23 protein-coding genes and 1 pseudogene are annotated in these 23692 nt (G+C 32.1%); 2 read left to right on the top strand and 22 right to left on the bottom strand.

Going from position 1 to position 23692, the window contains the following annotated elements; translation table 11 throughout:
- Positions 1 to 4: 4 nt before the first annotated feature.
- The gene (locus tag RWZ86_RS02330) at positions 5 to 988 is read left to right on the top strand and encodes a LacI family DNA-binding transcriptional regulator (protein ID WP_314679697.1); all 984 of its coding nucleotides are present in this window, start codon (positions 5 to 7) and stop codon (positions 986 to 988) included.
- A 40-nt stretch (positions 989 to 1028) separates the two neighbouring features.
- On the opposite strand, the gene RWZ86_RS02325 is transcribed toward RWZ86_RS02330, so the two are convergent.
- From RWZ86_RS02325 to RWZ86_RS02310, 4 genes are all read right to left on the bottom strand, one after another.
- Positions 1029 to 1202, bottom strand: a complete 174-nt coding sequence (locus RWZ86_RS02325) for a DUF1304 family protein (RefSeq protein ID WP_399544726.1) — start codon at positions 1200 to 1202, stop codon at positions 1029 to 1031.
- Between the two features lie 187 nt (positions 1203 to 1389).
- Entirely contained in the window at positions 1390 to 1770 is a 381-nt protein-coding gene (locus tag RWZ86_RS02320) for a hypothetical protein (RefSeq protein WP_314679722.1), read from the bottom strand.
- Between the two features lie 29 nt (positions 1771 to 1799).
- Positions 1800 to 2405 (bottom strand): TetR/AcrR family transcriptional regulator, encoded by a 606-nt coding sequence (locus RWZ86_RS02315; protein WP_314679695.1) that lies wholly within the window; start codon positions 2403 to 2405, stop codon positions 1800 to 1802.
- Between the two features lie 427 nt (positions 2406 to 2832).
- Positions 2833 to 3189, bottom strand: a complete 357-nt coding sequence (locus RWZ86_RS02310; RefSeq protein ID WP_314679693.1) for a DUF1304 family protein — start codon at positions 3187 to 3189, stop codon at positions 2833 to 2835.
- A gap of 456 nt (positions 3190 to 3645) precedes the next feature.
- Here RWZ86_RS02310 and RWZ86_RS02305 point away from each other — a divergent pair, with 456 nt between their 5' ends.
- The gene (locus RWZ86_RS02305) at positions 3646 to 5004 is read left to right on the top strand and encodes an MATE family efflux transporter (protein ID WP_314679691.1); all 1359 of its coding nucleotides are present in this window, start codon (positions 3646 to 3648) and stop codon (positions 5002 to 5004) included.
- A 21-nt stretch (positions 5005 to 5025) separates the two neighbouring features.
- On the opposite strand, the gene RWZ86_RS02300 is transcribed toward RWZ86_RS02305, so the two are convergent.
- The 18 genes and pseudogenes from RWZ86_RS02300 to RWZ86_RS02215 form a co-directional block, all read right to left on the bottom strand.
- Entirely contained in the window at positions 5026 to 5382 is a 357-nt protein-coding gene (locus tag RWZ86_RS02300) for a YbaN family protein (protein WP_314679689.1), read from the bottom strand.
- Positions 5383 to 5607: 225 nt separating this feature from the next.
- Positions 5608 to 5742 (bottom strand): hypothetical protein, encoded by a 135-nt coding sequence (locus tag RWZ86_RS02295; protein WP_314679687.1) that lies wholly within the window; start codon positions 5740 to 5742, stop codon positions 5608 to 5610.
- A gap of 54 nt (positions 5743 to 5796) precedes the next feature.
- Positions 5797 to 8571 (bottom strand): HNH endonuclease signature motif containing protein, encoded by a 2775-nt coding sequence (locus RWZ86_RS02290; RefSeq protein ID WP_314679685.1) that lies wholly within the window; start codon positions 8569 to 8571, stop codon positions 5797 to 5799.
- 140 nt (positions 8572 to 8711) lie between these two features.
- Positions 8712 to 9026 (bottom strand): hypothetical protein, encoded by a 315-nt coding sequence (locus RWZ86_RS02285; RefSeq protein ID WP_314679684.1) that lies wholly within the window; start codon positions 9024 to 9026, stop codon positions 8712 to 8714.
- Positions 9001 to 10137, bottom strand: coding sequence for an HNH endonuclease signature motif containing protein (locus tag RWZ86_RS02280; protein ID WP_314679682.1), 1137 nt, complete (start codon positions 10135 to 10137; stop codon positions 9001 to 9003). The genes RWZ86_RS02285 and RWZ86_RS02280 overlap by 26 nt, the downstream gene beginning before the upstream one ends.
- A 43-nt stretch (positions 10138 to 10180) precedes the next feature.
- Positions 10181 to 11812: a 23S rRNA (uracil(1939)-C(5))-methyltransferase RlmD gene (rlmD, locus tag RWZ86_RS02275; RefSeq protein WP_314679680.1), complete on the bottom strand. Its 1632-nt coding sequence runs from the start codon at positions 11810 to 11812 to the stop codon at positions 10181 to 10183.
- A gap of 142 nt (positions 11813 to 11954) precedes the next feature.
- Positions 11955 to 12683 (bottom strand): ABC transporter permease, encoded by a 729-nt coding sequence (locus tag RWZ86_RS02270; RefSeq protein WP_314679678.1) that lies wholly within the window; start codon positions 12681 to 12683, stop codon positions 11955 to 11957.
- Positions 12676 to 13500, bottom strand: coding sequence for an ABC transporter ATP-binding protein (locus RWZ86_RS02265; RefSeq protein ID WP_314679676.1), 825 nt, complete (start codon positions 13498 to 13500; stop codon positions 12676 to 12678). The genes RWZ86_RS02270 and RWZ86_RS02265 overlap by 8 nt, the downstream gene beginning before the upstream one ends.
- Before the next feature lie 127 nt (positions 13501 to 13627).
- Positions 13628 to 14599, bottom strand: coding sequence for a CPBP family intramembrane glutamic endopeptidase (locus RWZ86_RS02260; protein ID WP_314679674.1), 972 nt, complete (start codon positions 14597 to 14599; stop codon positions 13628 to 13630).
- Between the two features lie 219 nt (positions 14600 to 14818).
- A complete protein-coding gene (locus tag RWZ86_RS02255; protein WP_314679672.1) occupies positions 14819 to 15547 on the bottom strand; it encodes an ABC transporter permease in 729 nt (242 codons plus the stop codon).
- A complete protein-coding gene (locus RWZ86_RS02250; RefSeq protein WP_314679671.1) occupies positions 15540 to 16364 on the bottom strand; it encodes an ABC transporter ATP-binding protein in 825 nt (274 codons plus the stop codon). Before RWZ86_RS02250 ends, RWZ86_RS02255 begins: the two co-directional genes overlap by 8 nt.
- Positions 16365 to 16545: 181 nt before the next feature.
- Entirely contained in the window at positions 16546 to 17574 is a 1029-nt protein-coding gene (locus RWZ86_RS02245) for a YdcF family protein (protein WP_314679670.1), read from the bottom strand.
- A 14-nt stretch (positions 17575 to 17588) separates the two neighbouring features.
- Positions 17589 to 18950 (bottom strand): branched-chain amino acid transport system II carrier protein, encoded by a 1362-nt coding sequence (brnQ, locus tag RWZ86_RS02240; RefSeq protein ID WP_314679668.1) that lies wholly within the window; start codon positions 18948 to 18950, stop codon positions 17589 to 17591.
- A gap of 88 nt (positions 18951 to 19038) precedes the next feature.
- Positions 19039 to 21051 carry a methionine--tRNA ligase gene (gene metG, locus RWZ86_RS02235; protein ID WP_314679666.1) on the bottom strand — a complete coding sequence of 671 codons (2013 nt, stop codon included), beginning with the start codon at positions 21049 to 21051 and terminating at the stop codon, positions 19039 to 19041.
- Positions 21052 to 21141: 90 nt separating this feature from the next.
- On the bottom strand, positions 21142 to 21570 hold the full coding sequence (locus tag RWZ86_RS02230) for a GtrA family protein (protein WP_314679664.1): 429 nt from the start codon (positions 21568 to 21570) through the stop codon (positions 21142 to 21144).
- Positions 21571 to 21641: 71 nt separating this feature from the next.
- On the bottom strand, positions 21642 to 22250 hold the full coding sequence (rpoE, locus tag RWZ86_RS02225; RefSeq protein ID WP_314679662.1) for a DNA-directed RNA polymerase subunit delta: 609 nt from the start codon (positions 22248 to 22250) through the stop codon (positions 21642 to 21644).
- A 62-nt stretch (positions 22251 to 22312) separates the two neighbouring features.
- Positions 22313 to 22723 carry a DUF1934 domain-containing protein gene (locus tag RWZ86_RS02220; protein ID WP_314679660.1) on the bottom strand — a complete coding sequence of 137 codons (411 nt, stop codon included), beginning with the start codon at positions 22721 to 22723 and terminating at the stop codon, positions 22313 to 22315.
- 145 nt (positions 22724 to 22868) lie between these two features.
- Positions 22869 to 23692, bottom strand: a pseudogene (locus RWZ86_RS02215) (Asp-tRNA(Asn)/Glu-tRNA(Gln) amidotransferase GatCAB subunit B); the annotation flags it as partial.

The following is a 23692-nucleotide window of genomic DNA, read 5'->3' as shown; positions in this document are numbered from 1 at the left end:
TTAAATGGCTGTCACTATCAAAGATGTTGCTCGACTGGCTGAAGTATCACCTTCAACTGTTACCCGTGTCATTCAAGATAAATCCAGTATTAGTGAAGCAACTAAAAAAAGAGTGCGCCAAGCAATGGAGACTCTTAATTACCATCCTAATTTCAATGCTCGAAGCTTGGCTAGCAATAAAACTAATGTCATCGGTGTCGTTCTACCAAGAGATACGGATGCATTTTATCAAAACTCTTTCTTCCCAGAAGTTATTCGAGGGATTTCTCAAATTGCCGCAGATCATCATTACTTGATTCAGTTATGTACAGGCAAAGACGACGAACAACGTTTAAAAATTTTAAAAGACACCATTTTAGGGAGACGTGTTGACGGGATTATATTTCTTTACGGGGAAACAGATGATCCATTAGTGGAATTAGCAATTGAACAAGAATTCCCAAGTGTCGTTATCGGAAAATCTTTATCACCTTTTATTTCATTCGTCGATAATAATAATGAAAAAGCTGGTTATGATGCAACAGAATATATGATTCAAGAAGGTTGTTCTTCTATTGCATTTATTAGCGGACGTCATCAATTATTTGTTTCTCAAGACCGTTTAATTGGTTACCAAAAAGCACTTGAACATTATGCTATTCCTATTAAAGAAGGATTAATCTCTCACGTTGGGGAATTTACGAGAGAACGTGGATATCAAACCATGAAGAGTATTATTGAGCGAGAAACAATCGATGGAGTGGTAACAACTGATGCTTTAATTACAGAAGGAGCTCTTAGATACTTAAACGAGAATCAAATTTCTATTCCAGTTCTAACATTTGATTCAAATCCACCACTACTTCCAATGACTGCATATGTTAATATTCATACATTAGAACTTGGTAGAAGCGCCTTTCAAATGTTATTAAAAGTGATTGATTCGTATAACGATAAACAAATGATGTGTTATCGTACATTCGTTGAACATTCTATCATTAGATTATAAAAAGAAAGCAAGCCACCCAAAGCTTGCTTTCTTCTTTTTCTTAAAATAATAATGAAATCAATGTTAAAATGGCTAATCCACCTTGTTTTAATAGAATCATTTTATCACTCGTTACACTAGCATATAATGCTACTAAAATGATATACGCCAATAAAAGAATAAGCCAAGTAATACTCGGCACTACAAAAATTGCAATCAAAATTAAAAATCTAATTAATATATTGATTCCTGTTTTTCTTCACCTTTTTTGTTATAGCGTCCATCTAATAAACTAATATTTAGGCTTTCCAGTACCTTCAATTTTTTCTCTGCTCACAGCAAATATTCGACTTTATGCCCTACTTTTTGAAACAAAAGCCCGTACGTTGTTCCTATGGCGAAAAGTCCTACTATGCATATTTTCAAAATTCCTTCATTCTCGCTTCTATTCTCCATCCGATAATCCAAGCAAGAACCAGAAGATAATTCTCCACAGCACCGATTAAATTTACCATTTGATGCATCTTTAGATAATGGACAAAATGATTGCCGCCAATGCCGATTCCTCCTAGGATTAGAGCAAGTAAAATGGACTTTAAATAGGTCCAATTGTAATTCCTATATGCCGTAATCAATATAACCAAAACGGCAATATTCCAAAATCCAATTTCTCTTTGCCAACCTATAGAAATGCCATATGCAGAGTTCCTTCCCATATATTCCGGAGCAAAAATCTGTAGTATTGCCGCTCCTGATATCGCTATGATAAGAAAGATAAACAATACCCGCAAAAATAGATTCATTTTTTTATGATACATTGACTGTTCCTTATTCATTCCTTTGCCCCCTCTACTAAGACCTTGCTGATAAAATACATGGTTCCTGATTTTGCCCCTAGAGACTTTTCCAGCATATCAATGTATACCTCTACATCTCTTTCACCAAAAAAACCATAATCAAACATATGTTGACTCATAACAAGGAGCATCTTCACTCGCTCTTCAATATGTGTACACAAAAATATCCCCTGTGCTATACCTTCTTTAACAATCTCTGCAAGAATTGGTACTGCCACCTCTACAATTTTCTTGCAAATTTTATCATGCATAATAATATTTTCTTTTCTTTCCAAAACATCAGTGATAACCGCTTCCTCTTTATCAGGACGAAAGGCATTCACAACCGCAACTAACTTTTCCGGTATTGAAAGATCTGCCATAAGGATCTCTTTGGCTGCAGTACTGTTCTTATTTATCATCATTTCAATAACCGCTTCCAGCGTTGCCTCTTTACTTTCAAAATAATAATAGTAAGTTCCTTTTGCTATACCGGCCTTAGCCACAATCTCATCAATACTTGTATTCTCATATCCTTTTTCTATGAACATATGATAGGCAAGATTTAGAAGTTCCTGTTTTCTTTTTTCACCTTTTTTCATTTCTGTCTCCTTTTTTTGACTAATGGTCGGTTTTATTCTAAAACGTTTCTTACTGACTGTCAAGTTTTTTCGACTATTAGTCGATAATTTAAAAGAATCCTTCTACTATTTCAAAAGAAATTAAAAAAACATCTAATTGTTAAACAACTAGATGAAGATCAAAATCTTCCTCCTTGCAGACGTTTAAATAAGGCTCCCATATTCTTGTAATAATTGCCTTTTTAAGGTTAATAAGTGTGGACATTGTAAACAATTCTACCACGTAAAGACAATGCGAAGCTGAGTAATCTTCTGCTCGTGCAGGAATTGAGCTTAATAAGGAGATTTTTTTGAAACAAATGATGTGTTATCGAACATTTGTTGAACATTCTATTATTCGATTATAAAAAGAAAGCAAGCCATTCAAAGCTTGCTTTCTTCTTTTTTCTTAAAATAATAATGTTATCAATGTTAAAATAGCTAATCCGCCTTGTTTCAAGAGAATCATTTTATCACTTGTTAAACTACCATATAATGCTACTAAAATGATATACACTAATAAAAGAATAAGCCAAGTAATACTCGGAACTACAAAAATTGCAATAAGAATTAAAACTCCAATTAATCCATTGTACACTCCTTGATTTTTAAATAATGTAGTTACTGACGGACGTCTTAATTCTTCTTCCTTCATTTTAAAAACTCTTGCGGTATTGAAAGATGTTGTCTCCATTGTTTCCAAGTAGAAAATATAAAAGAATTCCAAAGCTACTAATGTTCCTAAGATTGTTGTTAGAATTGACATAATTCATTCCTCCAAAATATATTATATAATATATTAAACATTACGATATCCATTGTCAATCATTCTGTTTTTTTGATAAAATAGTATCAATTCTAAAACTACAGGAGCTTTTTTATGGAAACTGATACCCCTGAGAGATTATGCTATTTTATTTATTCAACTTAAAAACTCGTAAATAAATACATTACCCCCGTATCATTTAACATACATTCAATTTATTATTTTAGAAATTTTGTGGAAAAATAAAAAACTGATTATTCATGGACATCCTACTACTATTAAGCGCCAACGGAAAGAGATTGCATCATCAATTAGAACAACATTTATAATTTTATTTCTCTAACGAGGAAGGCTTTGATTTCGAAAAAGCAAAAGAAATTTTAGCATTAAACAATCAATTAAAAGAAACTATAGAAAATTTTATTACAAATAAGGAGGAAGACGATAAACTTTATTATGTTAAAAAAAACTGCTGTTAATTTATTAGATGGACCTATTTTACGTTCTATTATTGCCTTTGCAATTCCCATCTTAATTTCAAATCTTTTTCAACAATTGTATAATACTGCAGATATTATGATTGTCGGTCGTTATTTAGGGCCCAATGCTCTTGCGGGTGTTGGTGCGACTGCTGCCATTTTCGAACTTGTTATAGGTTTTGCTCTTGGTGTTGGAAATGGCATGGGTGTTGTCATCGCTCGTTGTTTTGGTGCACAAGATATGACACAATTAAAACGTGCGGTTGCTTCAACCTTAATCATTGGATTAGGACTGAGCTTCTTAGTTTCAACAATCGGTCACTTTGGAATGTATCCTTTATTACAATTTCTAGGGACACCTTCTGAAATCATTGATTTATCTTACCAGTATATTCATATGATTGTTTTATGTGTTGGAGTTACATTCGCTTATAATCTCTGTGCTGGGTTACTTCGTGCCGTTGGGGATAGTCAGGCTGCATTATATTTTTTAATATTTTCTGCTATTGTAAATATTGTGTTAGACATCTTCTTTATTACTCAATTACACTTAGGTGTGCAATCAGCAGGTTTGGCTACCATTATTTCTCAAGGACTTTCTGCTATTCTTTGTTTCTTTTATATTCGAAAAAGAGCAAATTTCTTATTGCCACAGCGAAAACATTTTACTTGGGATAAAGAATTATATCTTGATTTATTAGGACAAGGTCTGGCAATGGGACTAATGACTTCGATTGTTTCTATCGGAACGGTCACATTACAAACTTCGATTAATGCACTTGGAGCAACGATTATTAGTGCTCAAACTTCTGCTAGAAGAATTATGTCATTTTCAATGCTACCTGTTTCAGCGATTGCATCATCCTTAACGACCTTTACTTCTCAAAACTTAGGAGCAAATCGTCCTCACAGAATTCAACGTGGCATTTATTTAGGAAGTATGGTTGCGATTATATGGACAATTTTTGTTGCGATTACATTGTTTTTTGCAAGTCCTGCATTAAATGAACTAATTTCTGGTTCAACTGATCCAGAGTTAATTTCTAATGCGTCACTCTATAATCGAATTAGTGCTACTTTCTATCCAGTACTAGCCGTTTTACTAGTGTTACGTAATAGTTTACAAGGATTAGGACAAAAAGTTACCCCGTTAATTTCAAGTTTCATTGAATTATTTGGAAAAATATTATTTGTTCTATTCATTATTCCATCAACGGGATATATGGGAGTCATATTCTGTGAACCACTTATTTGGGTTCCAATGACGATTCAATTGTATTATTCCTACAAACATCAACCGATTATTCAATCATTAAAAAACGCATCTCATTCATAGAAGAGATGCGTTTTTATATGGTTATTTATCCGGAATTACTTTAAACAAATAATACGTAATAAATACCGTTAATAAAGCTAGACCGATTTTTACATAAATAATTGGGGCAAAATAAATAGAAATCCCCATTAAAATGTAAATATAAATAATAATTTTCTTTTTACGAGATCGTGCAATGGATTTTGTTTCTAAATAATCCGATACATAAATTCGGTATAATTTTGTATTCGCAAACCATTCCTCAAATCTTTTAGAACTTTTTGAAAAACAAAATACTGTTAATAATAAAAATGGTGTCGTTGGTAAAACAGGAAGTACAATTCCTATAATTCCTAACGCTAATGAAATCCATGCTACAACAAAATAAAATCCTCTCATATTTCCTCCTTAATTCATTCGTTCTAATACAGCCACTGTTTCCACATGTTCAGCATTGTCCAAACTTACATATACCCAACATGTTCAAATATTTTAGCCTTGTCATGCACATAAATATACTTTTATAATTAACTCTTACTTTTTTATTTAAAATAATGTAATTTTTTTCTTCCATTAATTCCTCTTAAATCAGTGGCAAGTTTTGTACCTAATATTTCATATACTCTAATGTTGTTTTTCTGATTTGTTCAATATATCTACCTTCCATCCACCGATAGTACCTTTGTCTCCAGCTTTAAAAGTATGATATAAAATACGCATTTTTATCTGCCATTGCGCTTTATAATCAAATAAACTCACAATAAAATCTCTTGAATCCACTATCGGTTCACTCTGACTTAAATTATAATATAACTATCGTTTTACGAGTTTATAGAATTCAGCTCTCCTTTTCTCCACCTGTTTTTCTTTCCCTTTATATATAGCACCTCTATTCCAGTTGTTTTCAATTTTTACATAATCCAATTTATAAACAATTATCTCAAAAATTTTACCATCTATCTCTTGTATCAATTTCATGAATTCTAAAAAATATCTCTCATTAAAATCTAACGCTGTAACAGAATTTATTCTTTCGATAATTTGAGAGATGTTCTCCAAAAGTATTATCTTTGTTTTCTTTACATCCGTTTTATATAATTTCTTTATAGCGTATAAACTAACATCCCACCAATGTTCCGTTAACAAATCTATCTTAATTCCTTTATCAAATGCATCTATACCACATTCAGGTGCCATCATTATTAATGATGAATACATAGTTGAAATTTTATCAAGATTGTTTTCAATGAAAGTTCTTACCAATTTACGATTACCAATGTACAAAATATCACATAATTCTGTTATTTCATGGCTATAACCCCAGCTATCCTTTGCCTTTTCAGTCAATTTATTCAAATCAACAGAATTGATGATTCTTCTCGCTTTTTTTATATCATAATTACCTACAAGGTCCATAATTGGTTGTATAGTATGCCAATCTCTAGGCTGACAATTCACAATAACTTCAGAAAATTCCTTTTCCGGAATCACCGATACTATCAACTCGGCAGATTTCTTTTCCATACTTGTAGTTCTATGCCTACCCAACAAGCTAAAACCACATATATATGCCAAGAATTTAAAGTCAAATAAATAAATTGCCTGTGACATATCTTTTATAAAGTATTCTGAATATACAGGAATCAATTTTTGAACCTTAGTATGGATATACTCTGGATTAGTATGCATTACAGAACAAAGAAAGCATGTTATATCTTCAATATTTGAAATTGAAGCTGACTCACAAAATTTATCGATAGCATCCTCCAACATTTTTCCTACAAGCAAATATTCCTCTTTAGTAAGCGAGCAAGTCAACCGATTATATAAATTTCCCCAAGAATATAGTTTAGGGTTTGTTTCTATTAACATTGATTCCTGTAGACATGCCCAATTAATTCTTCTAGCAATTTTTCTATGCAGATTCATATCTACATTTCTCAAAGTATTTATCAAATTTGAATATGCATATGCCGTTTCATTATCTGAATTTTGAATCCAGTCAAGAAACAACTCATTGTATTTGTAAAAATAATATCTCCCGTTTCTTTCATATTGCAAATCAAAAACTTTTTCAATAAAATAAGCTATTTCCATCCGTTCCTGAGAAGAATTAATACAACTTATATCATCTAAAGTAGAAACTATCATTTTCTCAGTAATGAAAAATTTGCTTGCACTATAAAACAAATTATAACTACTCATGCCATTACACAACCAAACAAGCCCCAGTGGAGAAATTTCTTTTTTAATAAAACTCTCTTCAATAAAACGTAGTAAAATTTTCTTTTTATTTTCTTTACTATCTTTGAAAAATAATGCAATAATCACTTTTGCGCTTTCCATATGAACAATCCTGACATCATCTTCAGAAAGCAAAATCATTTTATTTACTAAGTAATACAAATCTTCTTTACTCCAAATTAACGAAGCATCAAACTTTTTTAATTCGTTACATACCCAACTGAAGTCAACACTGTGATCTAATCTTAATATTTGAAAAACTGCAATCGTTGCTGCCAATAGATTACGGTTATTGTATGAGCAAAATGTTTGATAACGCTCCTTCATGTTTTTCCAGCCACCTCGCAATATATAGTTAAACTGCCAAGGAGTTATTGCATCATTTGCAAGTTTCAAACGTCGTTCAATCGGCTGATCCAAAAAGTTAATTCCAACACTCTTGTCATACTTGTGTACGATTGAACTTATTTTCTCTTTTTTCTTTAAAAAATCAGTGTATATAAGCGCAACTGCTTCTTTATTAGTTAATAATATTGTATCCTGCTTAACAACTGATGAAATTGTCTTTGCTAACAAGACTTTTACATTTAATCCTGCTCGTCTCTTTAATTCATCGACTACCTTTTCCGACAATTGCTGTGCGTCATCAATTAAGTACAAAGATAATTCGCCATTATCTCTAATACCAGTTACATCAATATCTTCTATTGCCTTACATTCATAAACTTTCCAATTATTTTTGTAAAAATCATAAGCCACTTGATAAATACATATAGATTTTCCACAGCCAGTTTCACCTTCCAACACCGTGTAGTCCACAATTGATAATTGTTGTTTTATTTTCTCAACTTGTGGAAAACGAGGACAAGCTTCAACATCTGCTGGAGTTAATCGATATCCCATAATTGCATGTGACAAATCTCGTTGATAAGAAAAATCTAACTCTTTCCAAATTTCTGTATTAACTGGTTCATAAAACGTTTCTTTTGTTTTTTGTAGACCATCAATTATTCTTAATATTTCTTCTATATGTCCACGCGCTTTTTCATGATAAAAACGTAAATTAGCAGCAGTAAAAAATTGATTTGTTTTTCCGATATTGCAGGCTGGACAAGAAGGCAAATAATTTTCAATTGAATCTACAATAAAACCTTTTTCATTTAACTCGATAAGATATTCCCTTACTTCATCATCAATTTTTTCTCGCTGATTAGAAGGAATAATATGATCTATATGCATATCACGTTGCTGAATTGTTCTCCCACAATACACGCACTTTTCTTTATACGACTTAAACATAGCTGCACGTAAATACGAACTATCTTTTCTATATGGGTGAAACATTTCATCAACCTCCAATCAATAACTCTAAACAAGAAATTTCAAATCATTTTTACTTGATACAAATTTTTTAATCATATGAAAATATTTCAACGCTACCTTTATCACCTTTTCTTTGTCGAATACTATTACCCATTTTATAATCACTTTATACAGATATATTTCTTATCTAACTTATCTATAAATCCCATCTCTTTTTCTTCTTCAAAACTTAGAGCAGTTATATCTGCAGGATAAAACGTTTTTTGCTCTATGAATTCTATAATTTCATTTACACTTTTTTGAATATCATAAGAGAAGGTTGAATATAATAACAAAACATCAATATCTTCTGAATATTTATCTGGTTTCAATATGGAACCAAAAATATAAGACTTGTCAAAAAAGCAAAACAAATCTATATTTTTTTTAATTAAATTAATTGCTTCTATTTTATTTAATTTCATTGATATATCCATAAAACTCATCCATTGTAAGTAATTTAACTTCAAAATTATCAGCTAAGTTTAATGCTTCTCTTGATATACAGCATGACCCATTCCAATTATGTAAATTTACAATTACATAATTAGGTTTTGGCGACATGCAAGATAAAAATGTCCTACTTAAGCAATATTCATAAACAAAAACTATGTTAATGTCATTCACTTTAATTTCTCTTAATGAATCTTGGTTAACATATGTAAAATTTATATTTCGAGATCTTAAATATTTCAAAGCAAAATTTAAACTTTCTAATCTAACACCCGTTTTTCTAAAACAACTCTTATCATAATATAGCTGCCTTACTCTAGGAGTATCATCCATAAATATTTTTTCTCTATTTTTCAGTAATATATATGGTCTATCTATCCCTAGCATAACTTCGTCTATTAAATTTTCTTTTCTCAATACTTTTATCAGTTCTTCCATCGACTCTGTGGATGGAAGAATATAATCGGTTACTGGCATGATTCCAAAAATAGAGTTAATTTCCTGTGGAAAAAGCACCTCTCTCAACTTTTCTCCATCATCTCTGGTAATTTTAAATTCATCAACATGAGTTATAAACTTTTGAATCAATTCTAAATTTGAATATTCCTTATACGAATGCTGCTGAAATAAAGTACGATTATTTTCAAATAATAATTTTAGCTTTTCATTGTTTGATAATATTTGAGGCTCAAATTTATCCCATAAAAACTTATTACCACTCAGGTAGTAACTTTTATATATGCTATAGTTCTCACTCAAAAGAGGAACAACTTTTTCTTTAAGTTGATCAAAAGAGCTCAGTTCTACAGAAAAAAAATTTTCTAATTCATTTCTTCTAATCTCTTTCCATTGCTTAACAATGTTTTCATCTATAAAACCAGTTTTATCAAATATCTTATGACAATTAGGGCATAAGACTATCAAGTTTTCATATGAATTATCTTCTGTTTCACAATATGCACCGATATGTGCTTTTTCCATGATATCACTATTCTTTATAAATAATTCTGCTCGACAATCTGGATTCATACATCTTCCCATAGATTCTGCCCATAATCTACGTTTTACATTTTCAACAATTGCTTTTCTATTCATTTTCTAACCTCAGTTTATTTATATGGAAATTTGTCGCCAAAATTTATTTAATCATATGAAAATACTTCAATGCATCCAAAATAGCTTTTTCTTTTTCAATTGGGCACTGTAGAACTTTCTGATTCTCGTTCTTTGAAATATTATAGTGTTCCCTAACTTCTAAACCATGCTTTTTCTTAGCTTGTGCAATATACAAAGTAGATACTTTAAACCCAAACTTTTCCAAAACATAGTTTTGAATTTGTTTATAGGTTGCTTTACTCTCGGCACTTGTTAATTCCATATCATCTATCGGAAGTTCTACACTAATATATTTCTTTGAATCTAGTTTGGAAAGCAACACAATTGTCTCAATCGCTGTCGTCATTGGGAACATATCCACTGGTTGAGCATATTGCGCCTGATACCCTTCTTCTTGAAATAATGCTAAATCCCGTGCTAATGTCGCAGGATTACAGCTCACATAAACAATTTTTCTAGCTTTTGTTTGAACAGCTGCATCAATAAAAGCTCCATCTAATCCTTTTCTTGGCGGATCGACTACAATCACATCTGGTTGCAATCCTAAATCTACCCATGTTGGCATAACTTTTTCAGCTGCCCCCACTTCAAATATTACATTGTCAATCTGATTATTTTTTGCATTTTCTTTCGCCATTTGAATAGCATCCGGTACAATTTCCATGGCATAAACTTTTTTAGCACGTTTGGCAAAAGCTAAACTCATTGTTCCGATTCCACAGTAAGCATCGACTACTGTTTCATCTCCAGTTAATCCAGCAGCTTGAATCGCTTCATGATACAATACTTCTGTTTGAATCGTATTGACTTGAAAAAATGAACGTGAACTAATCGTAAAGATAAATTCCATTAATTTTTCTTGAAAAGCATCTTCTCCAAATAATACTTTCTTTTGAGAACCCATAATGACATTCGATTGATGGGGTTGAATATTTTGGACAATCGACACCACTTCTGGTAATTGCTGGGTAATTTGCTCTACAACTGCCTCTTTTTGAACAAACTTCTCTGTACGAGTGACTAAAATAATCATCACTTGAGAAGTACGCAATCCTCTACGTACAATAATATGACGTAAATCACCAGTATGTTTCTCTTCATCATAAGCTTCAATTGCATATTTTCGTAAAATATCTCTGACTACTAAAATAATACGATCAATTTCTGGATCTTGAATGTGAAAATCTTCCATTGGAACTAAGTCGTGTGAGTTTTTCTTGAAAAATCCTGTCGTTAATAAGCCATCTACCATTCTGACAGGGATTTGCGCTTTATTCCGATATCCAAATGGATGTTCCATTCCAATTGTTGGACGAACTTCTAACTCTGGCATTTTCGCAATTGTATTCATGACATGTTTCACTTGTTTTTGTTTAAACGCTAATTGAGCTTTATATTTCATATGTTGTAAAGGCATTGTTCCGACTCGAGTTCCATTTGGATCAACTAATGGAATACGGTCAGGACTCGTAGATAGCCATTCTACAACTTTGGCATAGCCAAATTTTTTCCCAATTTTTAAAACATGCGCTACTACTTTTTCTCCTGGCAAAGCATTTTCAATAAAAAGAGGAAATCCATCGACTTTCGCAACGCCCATTCCTTCATACGTTAAATCATCAATTTGTACTTCTATTCGATCATTTTTTTTCATCTCTATCCTCACTCACTACTATTTGTCTGACTTATTATAGCTTATTTTTGGATAATTTTATAGTCAAGTGAGAAATTCAAATAAAAAAATAGACTTTCCACTGCCGTCCTTTATACTACAGTGCAAAAGTCTATTCCGTATACTATACCGCTTTTCTTGTTAGTTTTGCTAAAAAGATTTCTTTTCGTGTTGGATTTAATACAATTAAGTTTACTAAGAATAACCCTACTAACCAAGCTAATGCTACACCAATTGTTTCAAAACTTAACTCAAAACTTTCTTTTGTAAAGAAGTCTACGTAAACACCCATAAATGTATAATGAGCAATTTTTGAAGCAGTCTCATTTAATCCAGAGAATAATGGTAAGAATGAAATTGCCATCATAGGAACTAAACCATTCACTTGCGCTTGAGATTGAGTATTAGAGAGTGAAGCAATTAATAAGTTTAATAAAACAATACATAGTCCCACAACAATCGCTACTACAAAATATTCTCCCGAATGTTTTCCAAAGTCTGCATTTACAATCATTGGGAAACTTACAATTGTTACAAGCCCAACAACGACTGGGTAAAATAGTGCAGATAATAAATATTCTCCATTTCTAACACCGCTAAGTAATAAAGATTTCAAGTTTTTCTTTTCCTTATCTTCTGCAATTGTTAAAGAAGTTAAACTTCCTAGTGAAACTGAAAATGCTAATGATAAACACATGAATACCATGTACGAAGAATGTAGCCCATCCTCATTCATAAATTGGTTATATAACACTAACAATCCATACGGTAATAAAATAGTTGCTAATAAAACGCTGTTACTTAATAATACTTGTGTGCGTAGCCAAATTAAGGCAGTTAATCGTTTAATCATTTAATTTCTCTCCTGTCAATTGAATAAATATTTCTTCTAACGTTGGTTCACATGAGTGAATCGCAACAACTTGTACTAAATCTGTTCGTCCTAATTCTTCAAATGTAATTTCTGTTTGTGTTTCATCTACGAATGTTAATTGAACTTTTTTCTCGTGATTATATTTTTGGATAATCGAAGAAGGTGTGCCATATTCAATTAAATGTCCTCGATTCAACAAACTTAAACGGTCACATAATAATGTTGCTTCGTTCATATCGTGTGTTGTTAAGAAAATCGTAGTTCCTGCTTCTTTCAGATCTAATAATAATTCATGGATTTTCTTAGAAGTAGTTGGATCTAATCCGCTTGTTGGCTCATCTAAAAATAATACTTGTGGTTTATTAATTAAAGCTCTTGCTAGAAACATTCTTTGTTTCATTCCTGTCGATAATTTCTCAGCTGCTAAATTTTTACTATCGTATAAATCGACTTGTTTTAACACTTCGTCTACACGTGAATTTGGTTTCCCATATAATTTCGCATAAGCTTGTAAATTTTTATATAGGCTTAGTTTTTCATAAAATCCACTCGTATCACTCACTAATCCAATTTGTTCTAAATCTGCTGGAGTTAGCTTCTCAGATACTTTTCCTAACAATTCTGTTTGCCCGCTATCAGCATTTAATTGCCCTGTTAAAATTTTAATCATTGTTGTTTTCCCTGAACCAGATGGTCCTAAGAATCCGAAAATTTCTCCTTTATTTACTTCAAACGAAATCTCTTCTAAAGCTACTTTTTGTCCAAATTTTTTTGTTACATTTTTTACTACAATCATGTTTATCCCCTCTTTACTGTTTTCCTAACTGATGAATTCATTATAAAAAATTTCTCTTTGTTGCAGTAGTGTCTTGAGTCACTATGTACCATGACTTTCGTCACGATTCTTCATGACTTTTAGCATCTTATAATGGCTGTAATCCTAATAAAGCTACAATGATACAAATGATAAAGAAAACTCCCCCTAACACGCTTGAGAATGCTACTTTGTATGTTCCTTTTGCCGTACGATTTTCTTGTACATATTGAACAATTTCCTTACGATACATTCCTAATAAAATTACAGAAGCAACTGCTGCAATAGACATAATCGTTAAACTAATCGTTTCTGCTTGTGCTTCTCCAACCATACTAGTCATAAAAGTTCCTAAAATAAGATTGAAACCAAAGTTATTTAAAATATGGAAGAAAACAGCCCATCCAAAACTATATTCAATTGCGATATACGCTAATATAATTCCTACTAAGAAAGCGAACACTCCTTGAACAAAATTCATATGGAAAAATCCAAATACAATTGCTGAAAAAATAATACTGAACACTTTGCCATATTTTTGTAATCGATAAGCAATTCCACCACGCATCACTAATTCTTCAACTAGCGGTCCCATAAATGCTGCATATAAGAAATACATACTTGAATGATGTCCAACAGTTGCTAATTCAACTTCTTTTTTAGCACTGAAACCAATCACATTCAAAGCTACTTCAAAAACATTCGCTACTTGATTAAAGACAAATTGGCATCCTAATAATAAAATAATAATAATAGCCACTTGTTTAAGGCTCAATGTTTGACGATGAGTTTTAACAGTTGGTAGAAATGCAATCTTTTGCTTTTTATAAAATACTAAAATTGCAATTGCTGAACCGAAAATATTTCCTGCATCTGTAATATTTCGAACTAGCTCTTCCGTTACAAAGTCTAATGGAAGAATCCTTAATACTTCCGCTACAATCGAAAAACCTATCACAATTCCCATAAAAATTCCTAAATATACTAACAATTGTTTAAAGATTTGTTTGATGCTCTCCTTTACCTCTTGTTTCTGACTGATCAATTTCTCTTCTACTTGTAATTTATATTCATTTGTCATTTAATATTCCTCATTTCTTATCTCTCTTACTGATGAATTCATTATAGAAAAATTCTGTTTTTCTCAGTAGTGCCTAGAGTCACTACCTACCATGACTTTCGTCACGACTTCTCATGCAAATCGTCACATAAAAAAAGCATACCGAAATCGGTATGCCTTTCTTTTCATTTAGGGCTGCTGCCGTCCTTTATACTACAGTGTAAAAGTCTATTCCGTATACTATACCGCTTTTCTTGTTAGTTTTGCTAAAAACATTTCTTTTCGTGTTGGATTTAATACAATTAAGTTTACTAAGAATAACCCTAATAACCAAGCTAACGGTACGCCAACCGTTTCAAAACTTAACTCAAAACTCTCTTTTGTAAAGAAGTCTACATAAACTCCCATAAATGTATAGTGAGCAATTTTTGAAATATTCTCATTTAACCCAGAGAACAATGGTAAGAATGAAATAGCCATCATCGGTACTAAACCATTCACTTGTGCTTGTGATTGAGTATTAGAAAGAGAGGCAATCAATAAGTTTAATAAAACAATACATAGTCCTACAACAATCGCTACTACATAATATTCACCTGAATGTTTTCCAAAGTCTGCATCTACGATCATTGGGAAACTTACAATTGTTACAAGCCCAACAACGACTGGATAAAATAGTGCAGATAATAAATATTCTCCATTTCTAACACCACTGAGTAATAAAGATTTCAAGTTTTTCTTTTCTTTATCTTCTGCAATGGTTAAAGAAGTTAAACTTCCTAGTGAAACTGAGAATGCTAATGATAAACACATGAATACCATGTACGAAGAATGTAGTCCATCTGCATTCATAAATTGGTTATATAACACTAACAATCCATAAGGTAATAAAATCGTTACTAATAAAGTGGTGTTACTTAATAATACTTGTGTGCGTAGCCAAATTAAGGCAGTTAATCGTTTAATCATTTAATTTCTCTCCTGTCAATTGAATAAATATTTCTTCTAAAGTTGGTTCACATGAGTGAATCGCTACAACTTGTGTTAAATCTGTTTGTCCTAATTCTTCAAAAGTAATTTGTATTTTTGTTTCATCTGCGAATGTTAATTGAACTTTTTTCTCGTGATTATATTTTTGAATAATCGAAGAAGGTGTTCCGTATTCAATTAAATGTCCTCGATTCAGTAAACTTAGACGATCACATAATAATGTTGCTTCGTTCATATCGTGTGTTGTTAAGAAAATCGTTGTTCCTGCTTCTTTCAGTTCTAATAATAATTCATGGATTTTCTTAGAAGTCGTTGGATCTAATCCGCTAGTTGGCTCATCTAAAAATAATACTTGTGGCTTATTAATTAATGCTCTTGCTAGAAACATTCTTTGTTTCATTCCTGTTGATAATTTCTCTGCTGCTAATTTTTTACTATCATATAAATCAACTTGTTTTAAGACTTCATCTACTCGTGAATTTGGTTTTCCATATAATTTTGCATAAGCTTGTAAATTTTTATAAAGGCTTAGTTTTTCATAAAATCCACTCGTATCACTTACTAATCCGATTTGTTCTAAATCTGCTGGCGTTAATTTCTCAGATACTTTTCCTAACAATTCTGTTTGTCCGCTATCGGCATTTAATTGTCCCGTTAAAATTTTAATCATTGTTGTTTTACCTGAACCAGATGGCCCTAGAAATCCGAAAATCTCTCCTTTATTCACTTCAAAAGAAATCTCTTCTAAAGCTACTTTTTGACCAAATTTTTTTGTAACATTTTTTACGTTAATCATGTTTATCCCCTCTTTACTAATTTCCTAACTGATGAATTCATTATAGAAAAATTTTCTTTGTTGCAGTAGTGCCTTGAGTCACTACCTACCATGACTTTAGTCACGACTTCTCATGCCAATCGTCACGACAAAAAAGCATACCGAAATCGGTATGCCATCCCTATTATTTATCAAACTTTTTTTACCACAATATGCCTCTATACGCCATTATAACCAATACAGCATACAGTAATTCAAACCCTATGAAGAGTTTTTTCATTTTTACACACACCGCTACATATTCTCGAATAAACGCTGATGGAATATAATAACTTGCAGTAGAGCAACCTAGGCCATCACCCTGCATTCCAATTTGACGAGCATACGTACTTGTACGAAAGACATGATAGTCATTTGTTACAAATAAAAATCGAGGTTTTTCAACTAATTGCTCTCCTATCTCTTTAGAGAACAGTAGGTTTTCATAAGTTGTTGTAGATTTTTCTTCTAATAAAATAGCTTCTTTTGGTACATCTGTATTTTCAACTAAATAATTATAGATTGCTTGTGCTTCAGATATTTTTTCATCCCTACCTTGTCCACCACTGGCAATGAGTTGAATATAAGGATTTTTTGATTGATGAAATGCCTTAACAGCTTTATCAATTCTTCTTTTCAATAAAGGAGTGACCCTTTCCCCATTTAACAAACCGGCACCATGAATAATAATAAAATCATAATGCTTTTTCTTCGGCAACCATAAATAGACAAACGAGTACATCATAAATCCTACAAATGCAAAGCCAAAAATAATATAAGAATAAATGATAAACATTAATAGAATATCAATCCAAGGATTGTAAAAGAAAAATTCATTTTTTACGAGTCCCACTCGAATCCACATAAAAACAAAGAAAAATAAAATCACAATCCCCATAATTGAGGATAAAAGATTCGCTTTAGAAAAACCTTCTTTTTTCAACAAAATAAATCCATTAACGATTAAAAATACACCACTTAAAAGAATCAGAACAGGGATGAGTAAAATCCCCAATATCATCAAAAAATGAAGATTTTCATATCCAAAACTAAAAAAGAAATTTGCAATGGATAAATAAAGGAAAAATACCTCAATCACTAATAAAGCTGGATTCCATAAACTGCGATTATCCTTCCACATCGAAAAAAGTAAGGCAACTAATACGATAATCGTAACTCCATAAAAAAACATATTTATCTACTTTCTTACTCTGCTAAAATTTTTTCAAAATCAAAAACTTCACCTTTTTGTTTGTCACTTAAAATCAAAGCAATCACTATTCCTACTAAAGCTGGAACTCCCCACCCTAACGATAAAGTAGAAAACGGTAATTGATTCATCACATTAGATAATGCGGATAATTTTAAGGTATCTCCTAAAACTGTTAAAACTGAAACTAAGACTGTTAGTCCAACTGTTAACTGCATGCCAATTTTAGAAAGTGGAACAAATTTATTTAAAATAATTAATACCACCATAATAATCGTAATTGGATATAAAATTAACAGTACAGGAATCGAAAACTTAATGACAGTATTTAACCCTAAATTAGAAATTCCAAATCCAATTAAAGAGAAGACTGTTGCATATACTTTATAAGAATATTTAGGGAATAACTCTTCAAAGAACTCTCCAGTTGAAACAATTAATCCAACGGTTGTTGTAAAGCACGTTAAAATAACCATTGCGCCTAAAAATACTTGTCCAAATACTCCGAAAATATCTTTTGAAGCAGCAGCTAAAATATAAGATCCTTTGTTCACTGCTTTATCTGCCAATACATCTGCAGGTACTGTAAAATGATTTCCTAGATTTGCTAATCCTAAATATAAAATACTAAATCCTACAGCCGTTACTAAACCTACTCCAATAATTGTTTTTGTAAATTCTTCTTTTGAAGAGAAATGGAATTTTTTCAATGTATTTACTGCTACTACACAGAAAGCAACTGAAGCTAATGCATCTAATGTATTGTATCCTTCAATAAATCCAGTTCCAAACGAACCACCATTTTGATAAGCCGTTGCTGCTTGCATTGGTGCTACTCCTGCATATTTAATCGCTCCTAATAATACTAGTACTAAAATTAATCCCGCAAATAATGGCGTTAAAATTTTCCCAATACTATTTAAAATATTAGAACGGTTAATCGCAATCCAATAGGCTGCAGCAAAATATAACACTGTATAAATAAACAATGATAAAGTTCCTGAAATCCCCATTGAAGCTAACGCTGACTCGAATGGCTGAATACTAATCGAATACGAAACCGTTGCTGTTCTTGGAATCGCAAAGAATGGTCCAATTGATAAATATAAAATAGCTAAAAAAGCTACCGCAAATACCGCATGAACTTTAGTTTCTAATTCATGTTTAAAACTTCCATTACTTGTGGCACCGACAATTAATGTAATAATGGGAATCCCCACACCTGACAAAATAAATCCCGCAATTGCTGGCCCGAAATACTCACCAGAAAATAATCCTAATGAAGGAGGAAAAATTAAATTTCCTGCTCCAAAAAAGAAACCAAATAATAATAAACCTGTTAACAAGCCCTTCTTCATCTTACATTCTCCTTTTCTTTCTCATATATACGAAAGAGCACGTTGTAAAGCAACGTACTCTCCCTACAATAACTGTGTTCTCTATTGATTATGAAACAAATGAACCATTTGGCATTTCTTGAGGTGCTAATACTACTTGTAATACTCCATCTTTTTCTGCCGATAAGATCATTCCTTGACTAATTTGTCCTCTCATCTTACGTGGTTTTAAATTTGCGACAATCACTACTTTTTTACCGATAAACTCTTCTGGATTTGGATACCATTGAGCGATACCTGATAGAATTTGACGGTGTCCGCCAGCATCTCCTGCATCTAATCGGAATTGTAATAATTTATCTGCGCCTTCCACTGGTTTGCAGTCAATGACTTCTGCGACTTTTAATTCTAATTTATCAAAGTCATCATATTTAATCGATTCTTTTTCAGATGTCAATTCTACTTCTTCTGGATTCCATTCTGTTGCTACTTCTTCTTTAACAGTTCCACCCATTTTACCTTGAATATAAGCAACTTCTTCTTCCATATCTAAACGTGGGAAGATTGGTTGCCCTTTTTCAACAACTTTTGTGCCAGTTGGAATCACTCCAATTGTATGAAGTGATGGATAATCACGTAAAGCTTCGTCTTGAATTCCTAATTGTGCTAAGATTTCTCCTGGTGTTTGTGTTAAGAATGGTTGTAAAGCTACCGCAATAATACGTAAGCTTTCTGCTAAATAACTCATTGTACGAGCTAATTCTTCTTGACGCGCTTCATCTTTTACAGCTGCCCATGGAGTTGTTTCATCAATATATTTATTTGTACGAGAAACAAATTTCCAAATCGCAGATAATGCGACTGAGAATTGCATTTCTTCCATCGCAGCTTCAACTTCTTCAATCATCACTTTTGAAGCTTCTACTAACTCATGATCGAAGCTTGAAACAGGAGTTGAATAAGCTGGAATTGTTCCATCAAAATATTTATTAATCATCGCTACTGTACGGTTTAATAAGTTTCCTAAGTCATTTGCTAAGTCATAATTAATACGTTCTACAAATGATTCTGGTGTGAAAATACCGTCTGAACCAAATGGTACTTCACGTAATAAATAGTAACGTAAAGCGTCTAGACCATAACGTTCAATTAATGTATTAGGGTCAACGACATTTCCTTTAGATTTAGACATTTTACCGTCTTTCATTAATAACCAACCATGTGCAAAAATTTTCTTCGGTAATGGTAAATCTAATGCCATTAACATAATTGGCCAATAAATTGTATGGAAACGAACGATTTCTTTTCCGATAAAGTGTACATCTGCTGGCCAATAACGATTGAATAATGTCTCATCATCACTTCCATAGCCTAAAGCTGTAATATAGTTTGATAAAGCATCAATCCACACATAAATGACATGTTTTGGATCATTTGGTACTGGAATTCCCCAGTCAAATGATGTACGAGAAACGGCTAAATCTTCTAAACCTGGTTTAATGAAGTTATTAATCATTTCATTTTTACGTGATTCTGGTTGAATAAATTCTGGATGTTCTTCATAGTATTGTAATAAGCGATCTGCATATTTACTCATTCTGAAGAAATAAGATTCTTCCTTCACTAATTGGACTTCATGACCACTTGGAGCTACTCCTCCAATCATTTTTCCATCTGCATCACGATAAACTTCGACTAATTGAGATTCTGTAAAGTATTCTTCATCACTAACAGAATACCAACCTTCATATTCCCCTAAATAAATATCTCCATTATCCACTAATTTTTGGAAAATTTTCTGTACAGATTTTTTATGACGAGGTTGAGTTGTACGAATAAAATCATCATAAGAAACATCTAATTTTTTCCATAAATCTTGGATACCAAAAATAATATTATCGACAAATTCAATCTCACTCACACCTGCTTCTTGAGCTTTTTGTTGAATTTTTTGTCCATGTTCATCTGTTCCTGTTAAGAAATAAGTATCATAACCTTGTAATTTTTTATAACGAATCATCGCATCACTTGCAACAGTTGTATATGCATGTCCGATATGTAATTGTCCACTTGGGTAATAAATTGGTGTTGTTAAATAAAAAGTTTTCTTATCTTCCGCCATTTGGCAGTATCCCCCTTAAACTTATAGATAGTGTTATTTTACCATAACGATTCCTAGAATTAAACCACTAACTCTTTTATGAGCAAGTCATTATGCTACATCTTTTTTGGATGAAAAAGTCCAAAATCTTTGCCCGATATAATTCAATCCGACAAATAAAACCATTCCTACCAATAAAGCAACATTTCCTTGTATGTTCATAGTAACTCCAGAAAGTAGCCATGTAACAAGCGGCTTCGCTAATCCATAAGCAAGAACGTAGCAAATGGTAATATTCACGATAAATTTCCACACAGTATGCCAATCATGCCCTTTTTGCTGGAAAGTATATCGCTTATTCAGCAGGTAACTCACAATACTACCCACAATATAATTCATTGCACTTGAAATCCAATAACTCCAAGCTAATACATTGAAGCAAAAAAACATAATCGCTGTTCCAATAAGTGTATTGACAACCCCTACTAATATAAATTTTAAAAAAGTCGCATCAAAAAATGATGATAAAATTTTTTTCAAAATTTTTCCTCCTATAAAAAATAGGAGCGCTACGCACTCCCACTTTCTAACTTTTTATGGATGACAAAGGATTATAATTCATCCTCTTCTTCATCATAATCGCTATCTAATTCTTCATCACTAATAATAGATAAATCTTCATCTGCACTAACGTCTTCATCTAAGTCTTCGTCAGCACCTAATTCACTTAAATCTGAACGATATGCATCTAATTCTGTTTCTTCTTCATCATCTACATCATCGTCTAAGTCAATCACATCATCATCTTCTTCGTCTTCTAACAAGCCATCTTCATCTTCTGGATCATCATCATTGTAATCGATAAGATCTTCTTCAGTTCCAAAGGCATTAACTTTTTTACGTTTTTTACGACGTTTTTTCAAGTCTTCATCATCCATTGATGAAACAATTTCTTCATCGATTGAATCAATTGGATACCATGAACGCAAGCCCCAACGATTTTCTCCAAGTGAAATGAAGCTTCCATCAATATTTAAATCTGTATAAAAACGAGCCATGCGTGCTTCTAATTGCTCATCGCTTAACTCCATATATGATTGAACTTCTACTAATAATTGATTAAAGTCCATAACTTCTTGTTTTGTTTCCAAGATAGCATGTGCTACTTCAACCATTGATAATTCATTTTTGTTGATTCCATCCAGTGCTTTTAATTCCAAAGGATACACTTCCTTTCCCCATATTCCTTAACAGTATAGCACACAAAAGCTATAGAACGCTACTATTGCACAATGTTTTCTTTAAGAATTTCCATATTTACTGTAAATTCTCCTAAATTTTCTCCTAATTGAGATAATTGGTACTCAAAGGAAATTTGTTTCCAATCAGAAGAAACTTCTACACTCTTCGTTTTAATCTCAAATAAAATTTCTTGTCCTTGCGCTAATTGATAACGACCCTTTGTTTTCTTTTGATGTTGGAACAGTAATTGACTAGCTACTTCACCTTTACGGAATAATTGAACTTCTCCATTAGACACTAATAAATCCACTTTTGTCATCGTTTCTTTTTCTTGATAAGACAATGATAATTGTTCGTTTTCAACTTTCCATTCCATGAATTCAATTGGTGCTTCTAATTTTGTTTGCAGGGTTTCTCCGGCTTGAATTATTTTTGTGTAAACTCGAATCATTTTAACACCTCCAATCATTCTTTATGAAAAGAGAGAAGGAGTGAATAAGAAGTCGGAAATTCCGTTTTCTATTCACCCCCAGTGATTATTTGACTTAACGCATCGTAGAATAGGCTATTCTACTACGTTTCAGTTCTCTCAGTTATTAATATTTTGCTAATTCTTCTTGTAATAATTGGTTTACAACTCCAGGATTTGCTTTTCCTTTTGTTTGTTTCATAATTTGACCTACTAAGAATCCAACTGCACGATCTTTACCATTTTTGAAGTCTTCAATCGATTGTGCGTTATTAGCTAACACATCTTGAATAATTGGTAATAATTGTGATGGATCACTTAATTGAATCATACCATGTTTTTCAACCACTTGACGAGCAGTTCCGCCTTCTTCAGCTAATAACAAGAATACTTTCTTCGCTAATTTAGAGCTGATTGTTCCGTCTCCAATTAATTGAATCATTTCTGCTAAACTTTCTGGTGTTAATAATAAATCTTGTAATTCTAATTTTTTACTATTTAAGTGAGCAGAAATATCTCCCATCAACCAGTTAGAAGCTAATTTTGGATCACTACCTGCTGCAACTGTTGCATCAAAGAAATCTGACATTTCTTTTGATAAAGTTAAGACCATTGCATCATATTCTGGTAATCCAAACTCACGAATATAACGTTCACGACGAACGGTTGGCATTTCAGGAATTGATTGACGAACTTCTTCTACCCATTCATCTGAAATTTCTAAGTTTGGTAAATCTGGTTCTGGGAAGTAACGGTAGTCACTTGAGCCTTCTTTCACACGCATTAGAATAGTTTGACCATTTGATTCATCAAAACGTCTTGTTTCTTGACCGATAACACCACCGCTACGTAATACTTGAGCTTGACGCACTTCTTCAAAGGCTAAACCTTTACGAACATTGTTAAATGAGTTTAAGTTTTTCAACTCTGTTTTTGTACCGAATTTTTCTT

Origin of the sequence: uncultured Granulicatella sp., assembly GCF_963545075.1 — a bacterium.
In the GTDB taxonomy this organism is placed as follows: Bacteria; Bacillota; Bacilli; order Lactobacillales; family Aerococcaceae; genus Granulicatella.
Note: the sequence above shows the minus strand (reverse complement) of the source record. Positions and strands in the feature narration are given on the sequence as shown.